The organism is Photobacterium minamisatsumaniensis (genome assembly GCF_050336695.1).
GTDB classification, from domain to species: Bacteria; Pseudomonadota; Gammaproteobacteria; order Enterobacterales; family Vibrionaceae; genus Photobacterium; species Photobacterium minamisatsumaniensis.
The window spans coordinates 121,073-136,939 of the sequence record NZ_JAKJSI010000013.1 but is presented as its reverse complement, the minus strand read 5'-3'; the positions used below and the strand labels follow the sequence as shown (position 1 = coordinate 136,939).

The following is a 15,867-nucleotide window of genomic DNA, read 5'->3' as shown; positions in this document are numbered from 1 at the left end:
ACTTCAATCACTACTCCTTTGGTATACGAATGTATCAAATAAAGGCATTATCATGGCAGATATTAAGCAGCTATTCGCAAATAACGTTTCTTGGTCTGAAAATATCAAGGAAGAAAAGCCAGAGTTTTTTACCCATCTCGAAAAAGCGCAGCACCCAGAATATTTATGGATTGGGTGTTCAGATAGCCGCGTTCCCGCGGAGCGCTTAACTGGCCTCGACTCCGGTGAACTCTTCGTTCACCGAAATGTAGCCAACCAAGTTATACATACCGACCTAAATTGTTTGTCCGTTGTTCAATACGCTGTAGACGTATTGAAAGTCAGGCATATCATTGTTTGCGGTCACTATGGCTGTGGGGGTGTAACGGCAGCTATCGAAAACCCACAACTTGGCCTGATCAACAACTGGCTATTACACATTCGCGATCTGTACTTAAAACACCGCTCCGATCTTGGTCAGCTAGCCCGCGAGGAATGGGATAACAAACTGTGTGAAATCAACGTTGCTTCACAGGTCTACAACCTGGGTAACTCCACGATTATGCAACAAGCCTGGGAGCGAGGACAGCAGGTGAAGATCCATGGCTGGATCTACGGTATTGGTAATGGCGTTTTACGTGATCTTGGGGTAACAGCAACAAGCCGCGAATCACTCGAGATCAGCTACCAATCGGCAATGAGTGACATTCTACCTAAATTAGAGAAAAACCTTAGCTAACGCTCTGACATAAAAAAAGCGACCTTAGGTCGCTTTTTTTACAACTAAGAAAGATTAACCTTCTAGCGGGATCACTTTGCCGATAAATGGTAAGTGACGGTATTTCTGTGCGTAATCGATACCCACACCAACGACAAACTCGTCAGGTATTACAAAGCCATACCAATCAACATCAACGTGAACTTCACGGCGCTCAGGCTTATCAAGCAGCGTACAAATACGAATTGAGTTTGGTTCACGTAAAGACAAGATTTCTCGCACCTTATTCAAGGTATTACCCGTATCAATAATGTCTTCTACCAGCAAAACATCTTTACCTTTGATATCGTCATCCAGATCTTTCAGGATTCGAACATCACGGTTACTCTCCATCGTGTTGCCATAGCTCGATGCAGTCATGAAGTCGACTTCATGAGGAAGATCAATCGCACGTGCCAAATCAGCCATAAATACAAATGAACCGCGTAACAGTCCAACCATTACCAGATCATCCGAGTCTTTATAACACTCGGTAATTTGCTGTCCTAGCTCTTTTACTCGTGCCTGAACATCCTGCTCAGAAATCAATACTTCAACTGTATGCTTCATCTTTATCTCCATCAGAACGACTACACCAGTCGCCTGTCGGCCTACGGTAAAATGGACGCTTATTCTAACACTCATTGATGCGAATAGTTATTTTATCGCTTCTGTCAATTATATGACACACATTGAGTAAAAGCAGTTTGAATACACCCTGTTGCTCCTGTAAAGTTATCTGATAATCACTAATCATAAGTAAAACAAACACTTTAAAGCTAGGGAATAAGCGATATGGATACGATCGTAAAGAAAACCAGAACCCGTCTCTCTCCAGAAAAGAGGAAACAACAACTGCTTGACTTCGCGCTTGAAGTCTTCGCTCGTCGTGGCATAGGCCGTGCCGGTCATGCCGATATTGCAGACATGGCGAATGTTTCAGTGGCGACGGTCTTTAACTACTTCCCAACTCGAGAAGCATTAGTTGAGCAGGTACTTTCTCAGGTAGAAGCTCACTTCCACCAGTTATTGAAAGAAAGCCTTGATACTACACAACCTGTTGAAAGCCAGCTCACAACACTTTGCTATCGTTTAATCGATGATGTGATTGAGCAGCAGGACTGGGTAAAAGTATGGTTTGAATGGAGTACCTCGGTACGCGATGAAATTTGGCCTTTGTTCACCAGCAGTAATCAGAAAAACTTCGATCTTTTCACTGCATTGTTTGAACAAGCTGAACCACACGCGTCACTTTCTGCCAAAGAACAAGCTTGGCAATTCCAAGGTTTGTTCTATGTACTGTACCTACAAACCAATATCTCTCCTAACGGCGAACAAATGCAAGCACAGGCTGATACCCATATCCGTGCACTATTGCCTCGTCATTAGCCTCACCGCACAAACAACAAAGGCCGGTAAAATACCGGCCTTTGTTGTTTACTGAAGAGCATTCCTTCAGGCTTAACTTGCTGTAGCAAATACCACAGGCGCGTGCGGTTCTAGCTCCACTGCCACCTTGTCACCCACGTTTAAAATCAAATGTGAATTCACAATCAAACTGTGCCCTTGATAGTCAACGGTATAACGGCAGTTATCACCCATAAACAGTCGTTCGGTGATCGTACCTAACCCGTTAACCTCCAGCTTTAACTTTAAGTTCTGCGGGCGAAGCATCCACTCGACCTTCGATTCGGGCTCGTAAGGTAAGTCGTTACTGACATTAATCGCACCAAAAGGTGTCGTCAAACTCCCGGTGCCGGTAACCTGTGCTGGCAAATAAGAGCCTGTGCCAAGAAATTCAGCCACAAAGCGACTGCTTGGTTGATAGTACAATTCTGTCGCACTACCAAACTGCTCAATTACGCCATTATTCATCACCGCCATACGGTCAGAAAAAGCAAACGCTTCTTCACGGCTATGCGTAACAAAAATCGCTGTCACGCCTTGTGCCTTAAAAATTCGGCGGATCTCTTTGATAAGCCCATGTCGAACCTGTGTATCAATATTCGAGAAAGGCTCATCAAGTAAAATTAAATCAGGTTCACAGGCTAAAGCCCTCGCAATTGCCACACGCTGCTGCTGCCCACCTGAAAGTTGATGTGGATAACGCGTATCAAGCCCTGTTAAATGCACAAGTGTCAGCATTTCCTGAACTTTTGCCGTCACTCGCGCTTTGTCCCAATCTCGTAAGCCGAAAGCGATATTCTCAGCCACCGTCAGGTGGGGAAATAGCGCATAGTCTTGAAAGATCATCCCGATATTACGTTTTTCGGGCGGTAGCCATGTCGTGCTATCGGCGATTGTACGATTGTTAATACTAATTTCGCCACTCTCTAGTGGCAACAGCCCTGCTATCGCCTTTAACAGCGTTGTCTTACCGCAACCACTCGCCCCCAATAAGCAGACGATTTCATTGTCTTTGACTGGCAGTGATAGATTCTCCAGCACCGCCTGACCGTTATATTTACACGTCAGGTTAGTTACAGATAATGCATGATTCATCAGTGTTTCTGCTCCAAAGAACGGTTTACGATAACCAGAGGGATCAGGCCAACGAAAACCAATAAAATCGCAGGGAGTGCGGCTAGCTCAAGCTGCTCATCAGATGCGAAGTTAAATACATAAGTGGCCAGTGTTTCGAAATTAAATGGACGCAACAACAAGGCCGCATTCAACTCTTTCATTGATTCGATAAACACCAGTAGTCCGGCAATCAGGCAGCCACGGCGAATTAAGGGTAAGTGCACTCGACGCAACATTGGTAAAGAGGCATATCCCATGGTTTTTGACGCCATATCCAGCGATGGGGGAATTTTCGCAAGACTACTCTCGATACTACCAATCGCCACCGCCGCAAAACGAACGACAAAGGCAAAGATAATCGCAAACATAGTGCCAGAGAAAATCAAACCAGGACGACCAAGTCCATGAGCTATAGTAAAATCATTTAATAAATGATCGGCACTGGTCAGTGGGATCATGACGCCAATCGCTAGCACGGTTCCCGGTACGGCATAGCCCATAGACGAAATGCGTAGCGGTATCGCCGTCATGCTACGGCCATCAAGACGGCGGTAGAAGTTGACGATGAGTGCCAAAATCACAGCACAGATTGCCGCAATAAGCGAAACCTTCAGGCTATTAATACTGTATTGCTGGAACTGACTCGTCCAACTCTCACCGAAGTAGTGCCAAGCGTAGTAACTTAATTGTGCAAGAGGAAGCAAGAAAGCCATCACCACTAACCCCCAACACCAAACCAGAGCCGCAATTTTCTTGCCACCGGTCAAGGTGTAACGAATATCATCACCATGCTCGAACTCTTGCTGGAAAAGCTTTTGCTTTCGACGACTAAACCGCTCTGCACTGATCAATAAGAAAATAACCATCAACATAATCGCAGAGATTTTCGCTGCAGCATTGAGGTTAGAGTAACCTAGCCATGTATCATAAACCGCAGTCGTCAATGTATTGATGGCAAAGTAGCTCACCGTACCAAAATCGCCCAGCGTTTCCATCGCCACCAATGACAAACCAACCGCAATAGAAGGTCGAGCTAAAGGCAAGGAGATCCGGCGGAAGCTGTCCCACGGTGAACAACGCAATAAGCGGGCGGATTGCAGCAAGCTGGTGCTTTGCTCCATAAAAGCAGCTCGTACCAACAAATAGATATAGGGATAGAGTACTAACGCCAAGACAAAGCAGGCTCCTCCCAAAGAACGGATATTGGGGAACCAATAATCTTGCACCGTTTGCCAACCAAATACATCGCGAAGCAGGATTTGGACAGGGCCAGCATAGTCAAACCAGTCGGTGTAGATATAGCCAATGATATAGCCGGGCATAGCGAGAGGGAGCACCAATGCCCACTGTAAAACTTTCTCTCCCGGTAAACGGCACATCGCCATGATCCAAGCCGCAGGAAGGCCAAAAATCACCGATAACAGCAATGTCCCCCCCACCAGCAAGAACGTATTCATGGTGTAAGTTGGCATGACGGTGCCCATGAGGTGTGCAAACACCTCATCTGACGCGCCCATTGCGGTATAAAAAATAGCTAGAATCGGCAAAACCAGCAATAGGGAAAGCCCCCAGCCGCTGGTCTGCCAGAACATAAATTTTTCTTTCATTGCCTACTACTTAGTACTTTTTGCGATCAGACTGTGTTACCACGGCCTCACTACCATGCCAGAAGCACAATAAAAACCCTTTAATTATTAAGGAGTGAAGCTACCACAACTCATTGGAAAAAGTACTGGGCTTTAAACAAAAAATGGGGCGTTTAGCCCCTTTTTTTGTAAAAACTTATAGATCAAACTTCACTTCATCTAAAAGCTTGATTGCTGCGCTGTGATATTCTGCGACTTTATCAAGAGACAGTTCATCGGCATCGAAGTCACCCCATGATGCTACTAGCTCAGAGCGTTTAACACCGTCTTTAACTGGGTATTCGTAGTTAACTTCAGCATACATTTGTTGTGCTGTATCGCCAGTTAGGAATTCCATTAACTTCAGCGCACTGTCTTGGTTCGGTGCGTACTTAGCCATCGCCATACCGCTGACATTAACATGTGTGCCGTTGGCTTTTTGACCAGGGAAGTTAATCACAACCGCTTCAGCCCAAGACTTCTGCTTCTCGTCATTAACCATCTTACCTAGGTAATAGCTGTTACCCACCGCAAGATCACATAGACCTTCTTTAACGGCTTTCACCTGAGCGCGATCATTACCTTGTGGCTTACGCGCAAGGTTGTCCTTGAAGCCTTCTAGCCACTCTTTAGTTTCTGCTTCGCCGTAGTGGGCGATCATCGAAGAAACCAACGAAATATTGTATGCATGTTTACCTGAACGCGTACAGATTTTACCTTTCCACTCAGGTTTCGCGAGATCGATGTAATCGAACTCTGCCGGCAATGCACCAATACGATCTTTTGATGAGTAAACATTTCGCGTACGTAACGTTAGTGCAAACCACTCATCTTCATTGTCACGGTATTGAGCCGGTACATTTTGGTCAATAGTTTTGCTATCGACAGCTTGAACTAAGCCTTTGTCAGATAGTTCAACCAAACGGCTAATATCTGTTGTTAGCACGACATCTGCTGGGCTGTATTGACCTTCTTGCTGAAGCTTTTCTGCTAAACCGTCTTTCGCAAACATAACGTTTACTTTAATGCCCGTTTCTTGAGTAAACTCTTTGAACATTGGTTCAACCAAGAAAGGCTGACGGTATGAGTAAACATTTACTTCTTCAGCCGCCATAGCCGCTTGAGGAGCAGCCAGACCAAATAGGATTGCCGATGCCAACAGCTTTTTCATTATTCTTCCCTTAACGCAAAATGTAATTGTAATGATAACACTTATCAATATCACTGCAATTATACTGTGGCATCTCTGTAAAACAATGCGCAAAGACAATAAAAAGAAAAAAAACGCCACTAACAAGTGGCGTTCTTTAAAAGATGTGAACTGGATGTATGTTACTAATTTCCTAATCACATGATGAATACAACCAACGCATTCCTTGGTCGATAAACATGCTTATTTCACACTGACAAACTCAGGGTAAGCATCGATACCACAGTCATGTAAGTCCATTCCAGCTAGCTCTTCTTCTTCGTTTACACGGATACCTACGGTGTATTTCAATACAGCCCACACAGCAAGGCTCGCACCAAACACCCAAGCAAAGATAACCGCAGCGCCGAGTAATTGCGCACCAAAGGTCGCATCAGCATTGCTAAACGGAACGACCATTAAGCCGAAGAAACCACACACACCGTGTACTGATATTGCGCCTACTGGATCATCAATTTTAATTTTGTCTAGGCCGATGATACTAAATACAACCAAGGCACCAGCGATAACACCGACACCAACAGCGGCTAACGGTGAAGGCGAAAGAGGATCTGCAGTAATTGCGACCAAACCTGCCAGTGCACCATTCAAAATCATGGTCAGATCCGCTTTGCCCCATGTCGTTTTACATACCGCTAAGGCTGCAATGGCACCCGCAGCAGCGGCGGCATTAGTATTCAAGAAGATTTGACCTACCGCAGTTGCGTTTTCAAAATCAGAAAGCATTAGCTGCGAGCCGCCATTAAAGCCGAACCAACCAAGCCATAGAATAAAGGTACCCAGTGTTGCAAGTGGCATGTTTGAGCCTTGGATTGGATAGATCTCACCATTCTTGCCGTATTTACCTCGACGAGCACCCAGTAGCAATACACCAGCTAGCGCTGCTGCTGCACCAGCCATATGAACAATACCAGAACCAGCAAAGTCACTAAATCCAGCTTCTGATAGGAAACCACCACCCCATGTCCAGTATCCTTCCATTGGATAGATAAAGGCCGTTAGTACCACCGAGAAGAGCAGGAATGACCACAGCTTCATGCGCTCTGCTACCGCACCTGAAACCACAGACATCGCGGTTGCAACAAAGACAACTTGGAAGAAGAAGTCTGACTCAAGTGAATGGTCTGCACCTTCAGCTTGCGTGCCGATTAATGCACCAATCGACGGTAGCCAGCCACCTTCGGAGTTACCGACGTACATAATGTTATAACCGACCACTAAATACGTGGTACAGGCGATAGCATACAAACAAAAGTTCTTGGTTAGGATTTCAGTGGTATTTTTCGAGCGAACCAAACCAGCTTCTAGCATGGCAAAGCCTGCTGCCATCCACATTACCAGTGCGCCAGATATCAAAAAGAAAAAAGTATCGAGTGCATAGCGCAACTCTGTAACGGTTGTTGTTAATTCCATAATCTCATCCCCTACTCATCTTATTCTTATAAAGCTTCTAAATCGGTTTCACCGGTACGAATACGTACAGCATGGTCTAGGTCATAAACAAAAATTTTGCCATCACCAATTTTGCCGGTTTGTGCCGCTTTTGAAATCGCATCAACAATGGCATCAAGGTTGTCAGCTTGCGTCGCTATCTCTAGTTTGACCTTCGGTAGGAAGTCCACTTGATATTCTGCACCTCGGTACAATTCGGTATGGCCTTTCTGACGACCAAATCCTTTGACTTCAGAAACGGTCATCCCTTCGACCCCTACATCCGCTAATGCTTCGCGAACATCATCGAGTTTGAATGGTTTGATTATTGCGTTGATTAGTTTCATTGCCTGCTCCCCAATATACGAAGTTCCTTCCCGTTATGGTTATTTAACAAACAAGCAACGTGCCAACTTTTTTAATTCTTTATTTTCAGTGGTTTAATAAAATCCTCCTTTAAAAACACAAAAGGGCTGCACCAGTAAGGTGCAGCCCTTTCACTAAAAGGAAGCATTTATTCGATTAGATCGCGCCAATAATTAAAAACGCGTAACGAATGCCCGCCAAGCTTGCAATACCAACTCAAAATCCTCAAAGCCACACAGTGCTAAAGACTCTTCATCGTAGAAGTCAAAATCATCTTCCAGCTCAGTATCGTCTTGTGAAAACAAGAAATTAGCTTGTATCAACGCTTCATTATCTTGCAGGGTCAAAGTGAGTTCATCGCCAATTAAGCGCCATTCTTGTGTGCTATTTTTAAGTGCACCAAGCTGGAACATCACCTCATCCATGCGTTCAAAATTTTTGCCTATCTCTTCAAGCAGCCAGCGACCCAACGCCTCATGGCCCATTGAAAACGTGGCGTGATAGCTACCATCCAAGGTATTTTTCTTAAAATCGTAATCCATAGCTACCCTCTTGATTAATGCCGAACATACTGATCCCGATGGTGATAAACTGGTTCGATACATGCTATTACTGTCGGTAATTAGCGTAAGCGAAGCGCACATTGTCAGGATCTAAAATAGAAATGCAACTCAATGGGACTATCGCACGACAAATCGTCGAGCGTGCAATGAAAATCATTAACCATTCCGTCAATGTTATGGACGAATACGGTCGTATTATTGGCTCGGGCGATCCCTCTCGACTCAATGAGCGGCACGAGGGGGCAATTCTTGCTCTTAATGATAATCGAGTGGTTGAAATTGATCCTGCGACAGCCCTACAACTCAAAGGCGTAAAACCCGGCATTAACCTTCCGATCCGCTTCAAGCAACAAACCATTGGTGTCGTTGGGATCTCAGGGGATCCAACTGACGTGCGTAGTTACGGTGAACTGGTGAAAATGACAGCAGAGCTTATTGTCGAACAAGAAGCCCTTATGTCACAGATACAATGGAATAAACGCCACCAAGAGGAATTGGTTCTCCAGTTGATCCGTGGCAGTGAACTCAATGAGTCACAATTGCTATCCATTGCACAGAAACTCTCACTGGATCTTACCCAACCTCGCATTGCCGCTATCGTAAAAGTTAGCCCTTCCAAAGGTGAAAACCTATCCCTTGAGCACTTGCAGCGCATGGTGCATTTACTTGAGCATCCTGAACGTGACAACCTGGTAGGGATCACCTCTGTCTCAATGAATGAGATTGTGGTGTTAAAGCCTATCCACTTGACGAAAGAAGGCTGGTCACGCGAACTTGAACTCAAGCGCGTCAATAAACTCATGCGCCGCGTCGCAAAAGAAAGTCACTTCTCTATCAAAATAGCACTGGGGGAATATTTCACAGGACTTCATGGACTTGCTCGTTCATATCACACCGCCAAAGCAACGTTAGAATCGGCAACAAGCGATGATACTGTCCTGTTTTACCAAGATCACATCTTACCTGTGCTGCTGAGCGGCCTAAGGCAAGACCCGTGGCGCTACGAACAATTAAAGCAACCATTAGTGCAATTGCAACAGAGCGATCCGCGCGGCACCCTATTGAAAACGCTGCAGGCATATTTTGCGCAGAATTGTGACTTAGCTCAAACATGTGAATCACTGCATGTTCACCGTAATACACTCCGCTATCGCCTTGACCGTATAGAGCAAGAAACCGGCCTTTATTTCAATAACATAAGCGACAAGACTCGCTTGTACCTTGCCTTAATTAATTAAGCTGAAAAACAAAAACTGTGCAGCCGCACAAAATAGTCACGCAGTAGTGACTTCTTTTTGTTGCCTCGCCTAAAGCTAAACACTGCGAGTCGCAGTACATTCCATATCAGCAAAGTTTTTTGACGTATCCTTTTTCTCTGATCCCTGGAATAAAAAACATGGTAGAAGTATCAACACTGGGGGCATTGGCTGCTCTCGTTGTGGCCATTAGCCTGATCCTTAAAAAAGTCCCGCCAGCGTATGGCATGATCATTGGTGCCCTTGTCGGGGGTATTGTGGGTGGTGTCTCACTCACTGACACAGTGAACCTGATGATTGGGGGTGCTCAAGGCATCGTTACTGCCGTCCTGCGAATCCTTGCCGCAGGTGTGCTTGCTGGTGTATTGATTGAATCGGGTGCCGCGACGTCCATCGCTGAAACCATTGTCAAAAAGGTCGGTGAAACCCGTGCATTACTGGCACTGGCTGTTGCCACCATGATCCTGACGGCTGTCGGCGTATTTGTTGATGTTGCTGTTATTACAGTCGCACCCATTGCCCTTGCGATTGCCCGCCGCGCCGACCTGTCCAAAATGGCGATTTTGCTGGCAATGGTTGGCGGTGGTAAAGCGGGTAACATCATGTCACCGAACCCCAATGCCATTGCTGCTGCAGATGCATTCAATGTCCCGCTAACCTCGGTTATGGCTGCAGGTGTTATTCCAGGTTTATTTGGCATGGCTTTCGCCTACTTCATTGCGAAGAAGCTGGTTAACAAAGGCAGTAAAGTCCAAGAACACGAAGTGGTTGCCGTCGATCATAGCCGCCTGCCAAAATTTGGTGCTGCTATCGTTGCGCCACTGGTTGCCATCGCATTACTTGCGCTACGCCCTATTGCTGACATCAATGTCGACCCTCTAATTGCCCTACCACTTGGTGGCCTTGTGGGAGCAATGGTTATGGGCCGTTTCCGTGACACAAACCATTTTGCCGTATCTGGCCTGACTCGAATGGCACCTGTTGCTGTCATGCTATTAGGTACAGGTACACTCGCTGGGATCATCGCGAACTCCGGCCTGAAAGACGGCTTGATTGATATGCTTACCGCCTCCGGTTTGCCTTCATACCTATTGGCACCTATTTCTGGCTCGATGATGGCATTAGCGACCGCTTCAACAACAGCGGGTACTGCTGTTGCTGCCAGCGTATTTAGTACGACCATCCTTGAGTTGGGTGTACCCGCACTTGCGGGTGCCGCAATGATCCATGCTGGTGCAACAGTGCTTGACCACATGCCACACGGTAGCTTCTTCCATGCGACGGGTGGCGCTGTTCACATGGATATCAAAGAGCGTCTTAAGTTAATCCCTTATGAATCTGCAGTCGGTTTATTAATTGCTGTTGTTTCAACCCTTATCTTCGGTGTATTTGGCTTCTTCGTTTAAGGAATAGAACTATGAAAATTGTTATTGCTCCAGACTCGTACAAAGAAAGTTTAACAGCCATGGAAGTGGCGAGCGCAATTGAAGCTGGCTTTAGCCAAGTGCTACCTGATGCTGAATACATCAAGCTGCCAATGGCTGACGGCGGTGAAGGTACAGTGCAGTCACTGGTGGATGCAACCAATGGTGATATTGTCGAGTGTACGGTAACCGGCCCCCTCGGTGAGCAAGTTAATGGTTTCTATGGCCTAATGGGTCATGGCAAAACAGCAATCATTGAAATGGCGGCAGCGTCTGGTTTACACCTTGTTGAACCCGCACTACGTAACCCGCTAAAAACCACAACATTTGGTACGGGTGAATTGATCAAAGCTGCACTCGATAACGGTGTTGAACATATCATTGTGGGTATTGGCGGTAGTGCAACCAATGACGGCGGCATCGGCATGGCGCAAGCATTAGGTATTCGTCTGCTTGATGAAAAGGGGAACGATGTTGGTTTTGGCGGCGAGGCGCTGGCTAAAATCAAAACCATTGATAATAGCGGTGTCGATCCTCGCCTTAGCCAAATTAAACTCGAAGTTGCATGTGACGTTGATAACCCATTGTGTGGCCCGAAAGGTGCGTCACATATATTTGGCCCGCAAAAAGGGGCGACACCAGAAATGGTTGAACAGCTTGATGCCGATCTCGCCTACTACGCAGACCTTATCAAGGCTCAGCTAGGCCGCGATATCAAAAACACTTCAGGTGCCGGTGCAGCTGGTGGACTTGGCGCGGCATTGCTTGGCTTACTCGACGCCAGTTTACGCCCTGGTATCGAGATTGTGATGGATGCAGTGAACCTTTCACAGATAGTATCTGATGCTGACTTGGTGATCACCGGTGAAGGCCGTATTGACAGCCAAACCATCCACGGTAAAACCCCCATTGGTGTTGCCCGTGCCGCTAAGCAATTCGATGTGCCGGTGATCGGTATTGCTGGTAGCCTGTCGAATGACTGTAACGTGGTTTATGACCACGGTATTGATGCCGCATTCAGTGTCGTTTCGGGCGCAATGACACTACAAGATGCGCTTGACGGGGCTGCATTCAATGTACAAGCCACCGCACGAAATGTGGCTGCTGTGATGATGTTGGCTAAACGCTAGTCTAGAATTAAGTTGTTATCAAAGAGGCAGCATCGCTGCCTCTTTTTTTATCTGTGCCATATCCCTTCCGCGCTGCATTCGATCGATGTCACGATCTTTACTTCCAGCTCACTTTTATCCGCAATATTCAGGTTAGAGTCATCCCGTCAACCGTCTAATTATGTTTAGCTAAAGCGATGAATCATTCCCTTATAACCCTGAAACTCACAGGAGTGCAGCCATGAATAAATTACTCTCTCTGCTTACTGGCCGTAATGGCTCACACCGACTTGAAGATATACTACTGCTTTTACTTCGCCTTGCGATTGGTGGTGCAATGCTGACCCACGGCATTGGTAAAGTAATGAACTTTAGTGAACTGGCTCCTACGTTCATCGATCCGCTTGGGATTGGCAGTACCCCGAGCCTTGTGCTTGCCATGTTGGCAGAAGTTCTGGGTTCTATTGCTTTACTGCTGGGCGCAATGACACGCCTAAGTGCGTTGGTATTACTGTTTACGATGGGCATTGCAGCTTATTCAATCGGCATGCTAAAAGGTTGGGCTGGCGCAGAGCTCGCATTCATTTATGCGTTGGTTTACCTGACATTAATGATCCAAGGTGGTGGACGACTTAGCCTAGAGCATTTTTGGCTGAAAAAACGCATCAAACAAAAGCAAGATCTTAAAACGGCTTAAACAATTGATTGATAACATATAAATCAACCATAAAAAACGCCTCCAATCTGGAGGCGTTTTTGATCAACTTAAGCGTTCACATCAATAAGCTTATGCGGGTTGTTGAACAATCACATCATCAGCTTTTTTGGTGTACTGCTCCATACGGTGGAAATTGAGGTAGCGGTAAGTATCTGCCGCTGTCGCATCAATTTGCTGCGCGTACGTAAGGTACTCTTCCTTAGTCGGAATTCGACCAAGGATCGCACCAACTGCAGCAAGCTCAGCAGACGACAGGTAAACATTCGCCCCTGTACCTAAGCGGTTCGGGAAGTTACGGGTCGATGTCGACATTACCGTAGCCTTATCTGCAACACGCGCCTGGTTACCCATACACAATGAACACCCAGGGGTTTCAATACGTACCCCTGCTTTGCCGAAGATGCTGTAATAGCCTTCTTCGGTTAGCTGATCTCTATCCATCTTGGTTGGCGGAGCCACCCACAAACGCGTATCGAGAGTACCGCCAAACTTCTCAAGCAACTTACCCGCCGCACGGAAATGGCCAATGTTGGTCATACAAGAACCAATGAACACTTCATCAATCTGCGTACCCTGAACATCAGATAGCAAGCGTGCGTCATCTGGATCATTTGGCGCACATAGAATTGGCTCATTAATCTCAGCCAAATCGATTTCGATCACATGGGTATATTCAGCGTCGTTATCGGCTTCCATCAATTCTGGGTTAGCCAACCACTCTTCCATTGCAGTAATACGACGTTCAATCGTACGACGGTCACCATAGCCTTCAGAGATCATCCACTTCAGCATCACAATGTTTGAGCTTAGGTATTCAGAAATCGATTCTGGCGATAGCTTAACCGTACAGCCCGCAGCACTACGCTCGGCAGACGCATCAGACAGCTCAAAGGCTTGCTCAACACTTAAGTGCTCAACACCTTCAATTTCCAGTACTCGGCCAGAGAATTCGTTGATCTTGCCTGCTTTTTCAACCGTTAACAGCCCTTGCTTGATACCGTAATACGGAATGGCATGAACCAAATCACGCAAGGTAATACCTTCTTTCATCTCACCCTTGAAACGAACAAGGATAGATTCCGGCATATCAAGTGGCATCACGCCAGTTGCAGCAGCAAAGGCCACCAAGCCAGAGCCTGCAGGGAATGAAATACCTAGCGGGAAACGGGTATGTGAATCACCACCGGTACCTACGGTATCAGGCAGTAGCATACGGTTAAGCCATGAGTGGATAACACCATCACCCGGACGCAGCGATACACCACCACGGTTCATAATGAAATCTGGCAATGTATGGTGAGTATTTACGTCGATAGGCTTAGGATAAGCTGAGGTGTGACAGAACGACTGCATAGTCAATTCAGCAGAGAAGCCCAAGCAAGCTAAGTCTTTTAGCTCATCACGGGTCATCGGCCCAGTCGTATCTTGAGAGCCAACCGTGGTCATTTTCGGCTCACAATATGTGCCTGGACGAACCCCTTCAACACCACATGCTTTACCGACCATCTTCTGGGCTAAGGTGTAACCCTTACCTGTATCTTCAACCGCAACTGGGCGACGGAAGACATCCGATGATGGAAGACCTAGTGACTGACGAGCGCGATCGGTAAGACCACGTCCGATGATTAACGGAATACGGCCACCAGCACGTACTTCATCAATCAGTACGTCAGTTTTCAGCTCAAACGTTGAAACAACATCATCGCTATCAGTGCGACGAACTTCACCTTTAAACGGGTAAACATCAATCACGTCACCCATGTTTAGTGCAGTGACATCAACTTCAATTGGCAATGCACCAGCATCTTCCATCGTATTGAAGAAGATTGGCGCAATTTTACCGCCAAGTACGTAACCACCAGCACGTTTGTTAGGTACGTTCGGGATATCATCCCCCATAAACCACAGCACAGAGTTAGTCGCTGATTTACGAGAGGAACCGGTACCGACTACATCACCCACATAAACGAGTTGATGGCCTTTTTCTTTTAACGAATCAATTTGCTTGATCGGGCCAATAGAACCCGGCTGATCTGGTTCAATACCTTCACGTTCATTTTTCAACATTGCCAAAGCATGAAGTGGAATATCAGGGCGAGACCATGCATCAGGTGCTGGCGATAAGTCATCGGTGTTAGTCTCACCCGTGACTTTGAAGACAGTTAGCGTGATTTTTTCTGCGAGTGCAGGCTTCGATAAGAACCACTCGGCATCAGCCCAAGACTGGATCACTTGCTTGGCAAATTCATTGCCTGCTTTTGCTTTTTCTTCGACATCATAGAAAGAGTCGAACATCAGCAAAGTATGCGATAGTGCTTTTACAGCGATAGGTGCAAGCTCAGCATCATCAAGCAGAGAGATAAGTGGTTCAATATTATAACCACCCTGCATGGTGCCAAGCAGTTCTGCTGCTTTTTCTTTACTTACGATAGGGGAAATGGCATCACCCGTCGTGATTGCAGCAAGAAAGCCCGCTTTGACATAAGCGGCTTCGTCTACGCCAGGGGGAATACGATTTTCTAACAGATCAAGCAGTACAGATTCTTCACCCGCTGGCGGTGTTTTTAACAACTCAACGAGAGCAGCAACCTGCTCAGCATTTAATGGCTGAGGGACAACTCCTTCTGCAGCACGCTCTTCGACGTGTTTACGGTAGGCTTCAAGCACGACATATTCCTCATTTTTGGTTTAGCTTTTATTAACTAAACATCCTTGGAAGTGATTGATCCCCTATCACTCATATCAGCACGGTTTGCTGCTTCATTCATCACAAACACGAACCAAAATAAGGCAAAGGAGACCAAAACCGTTCAAACACCATACCATTTTTAACTTAAAATTAAAATCCGCCCGACTTTTACAACATTCACAAAATGCGCATAAAATCGTGTTTATCTGGTAATAAC

General features: G+C 46.2%; 14 protein-coding genes. 6 read left to right on the top strand and 8 right to left on the bottom strand.

What is annotated here, in order from left to right; translation table 11 throughout:
* Positions 1 to 52: 52 nt before the first annotated feature.
* Entirely contained in the window at positions 53 to 718 is a 666-nt protein-coding gene (gene can, locus L4D78_RS05530) for a carbonate dehydratase (RefSeq protein ID WP_428466000.1), read from the top strand.
* Between the two features lie 54 nt (positions 719 to 772).
* Here the strand turns inward: can and hpt are convergent, their stop codons facing one another.
* Positions 773 to 1,306, bottom strand: coding sequence for a hypoxanthine phosphoribosyltransferase (gene hpt / locus L4D78_RS05525; protein ID WP_428456711.1), 534 nt, complete (start codon positions 1,304 to 1,306; stop codon positions 773 to 775).
* A gap of 225 nt (positions 1,307 to 1,531) precedes the next feature.
* Between hpt and L4D78_RS05520 the strand changes: the two genes are divergently transcribed.
* Positions 1,532 to 2,125: a TetR/AcrR family transcriptional regulator gene (locus tag L4D78_RS05520; protein WP_428465999.1), complete on the top strand. Its 594-nt coding sequence runs from the start codon at positions 1,532 to 1,534 to the stop codon at positions 2,123 to 2,125.
* Between the two features lie 72 nt (positions 2,126 to 2,197).
* On the opposite strand, the gene L4D78_RS05515 is transcribed toward L4D78_RS05520, so the two are convergent.
* The 6 genes from L4D78_RS05515 to L4D78_RS05490 form a co-directional block, all read right to left on the bottom strand.
* Positions 2,198 to 3,238: an ABC transporter ATP-binding protein gene (locus tag L4D78_RS05515; RefSeq protein ID WP_428465998.1), complete on the bottom strand. Its 1,041-nt coding sequence runs from the start codon at positions 3,236 to 3,238 to the stop codon at positions 2,198 to 2,200.
* Entirely contained in the window at positions 3,238 to 4,866 is a 1,629-nt protein-coding gene (locus tag L4D78_RS05510) for an ABC transporter permease (RefSeq protein WP_428465997.1), read from the bottom strand. The genes L4D78_RS05515 and L4D78_RS05510 overlap by 1 nt, the downstream gene beginning before the upstream one ends.
* A gap of 175 nt (positions 4,867 to 5,041) precedes the next feature.
* Positions 5,042 to 6,055, bottom strand: a complete 1,014-nt coding sequence (locus L4D78_RS05505; protein ID WP_428465996.1) for a Fe(3+) ABC transporter substrate-binding protein — start codon at positions 6,053 to 6,055, stop codon at positions 5,042 to 5,044.
* Between the two features lie 222 nt (positions 6,056 to 6,277).
* Positions 6,278 to 7,507, bottom strand: a complete 1,230-nt coding sequence (locus tag L4D78_RS05500; protein ID WP_428465995.1) for an ammonium transporter — start codon at positions 7,505 to 7,507, stop codon at positions 6,278 to 6,280.
* Between the two features lie 26 nt (positions 7,508 to 7,533).
* A complete protein-coding gene (locus L4D78_RS05495; RefSeq protein ID WP_036832809.1) occupies positions 7,534 to 7,872 on the bottom strand; it encodes a P-II family nitrogen regulator in 339 nt (112 codons plus the stop codon).
* A gap of 192 nt (positions 7,873 to 8,064) precedes the next feature.
* Positions 8,065 to 8,433 carry a YacL family protein gene (locus L4D78_RS05490; protein ID WP_428456717.1) on the bottom strand — a complete coding sequence of 123 codons (369 nt, stop codon included), beginning with the start codon at positions 8,431 to 8,433 and terminating at the stop codon, positions 8,065 to 8,067.
* A 122-nt stretch (positions 8,434 to 8,555) separates the two neighbouring features.
* Here L4D78_RS05490 and L4D78_RS05485 point away from each other — a divergent pair, with 122 nt between their 5' ends.
* The 4 genes from L4D78_RS05485 (at position 8,556) to L4D78_RS05470 (ending at position 12,940) form a co-directional block, all read left to right on the top strand.
* Positions 8,556 to 9,692, top strand: coding sequence for a sugar diacid recognition domain-containing protein (locus tag L4D78_RS05485; RefSeq protein ID WP_428465994.1), 1,137 nt, complete (start codon positions 8,556 to 8,558; stop codon positions 9,690 to 9,692).
* Positions 9,693 to 9,850: 158 nt separating this feature from the next.
* A complete protein-coding gene (locus L4D78_RS05480; RefSeq protein WP_428465993.1) occupies positions 9,851 to 11,116 on the top strand; it encodes a GntP family permease in 1,266 nt (421 codons plus the stop codon).
* Between the two features lie 11 nt (positions 11,117 to 11,127).
* Positions 11,128 to 12,264: a glycerate kinase gene (locus tag L4D78_RS05475; RefSeq protein ID WP_428465992.1), complete on the top strand. Its 1,137-nt coding sequence runs from the start codon at positions 11,128 to 11,130 to the stop codon at positions 12,262 to 12,264.
* A 220-nt stretch (positions 12,265 to 12,484) separates the two neighbouring features.
* Positions 12,485 to 12,940, top strand: coding sequence for a DoxX family protein (locus L4D78_RS05470; RefSeq protein ID WP_428465991.1), 456 nt, complete (start codon positions 12,485 to 12,487; stop codon positions 12,938 to 12,940).
* A 90-nt stretch (positions 12,941 to 13,030) separates the two neighbouring features.
* Here L4D78_RS05470 and acnB read toward each other — a convergent pair whose 3' ends face one another.
* Positions 13,031 to 15,628: a bifunctional aconitate hydratase 2/2-methylisocitrate dehydratase gene (gene acnB / locus L4D78_RS05465; protein WP_428465990.1), complete on the bottom strand. Its 2,598-nt coding sequence runs from the start codon at positions 15,626 to 15,628 to the stop codon at positions 13,031 to 13,033.
* Between the last annotated feature and the right edge of the window lie 239 nt (positions 15,629 to 15,867).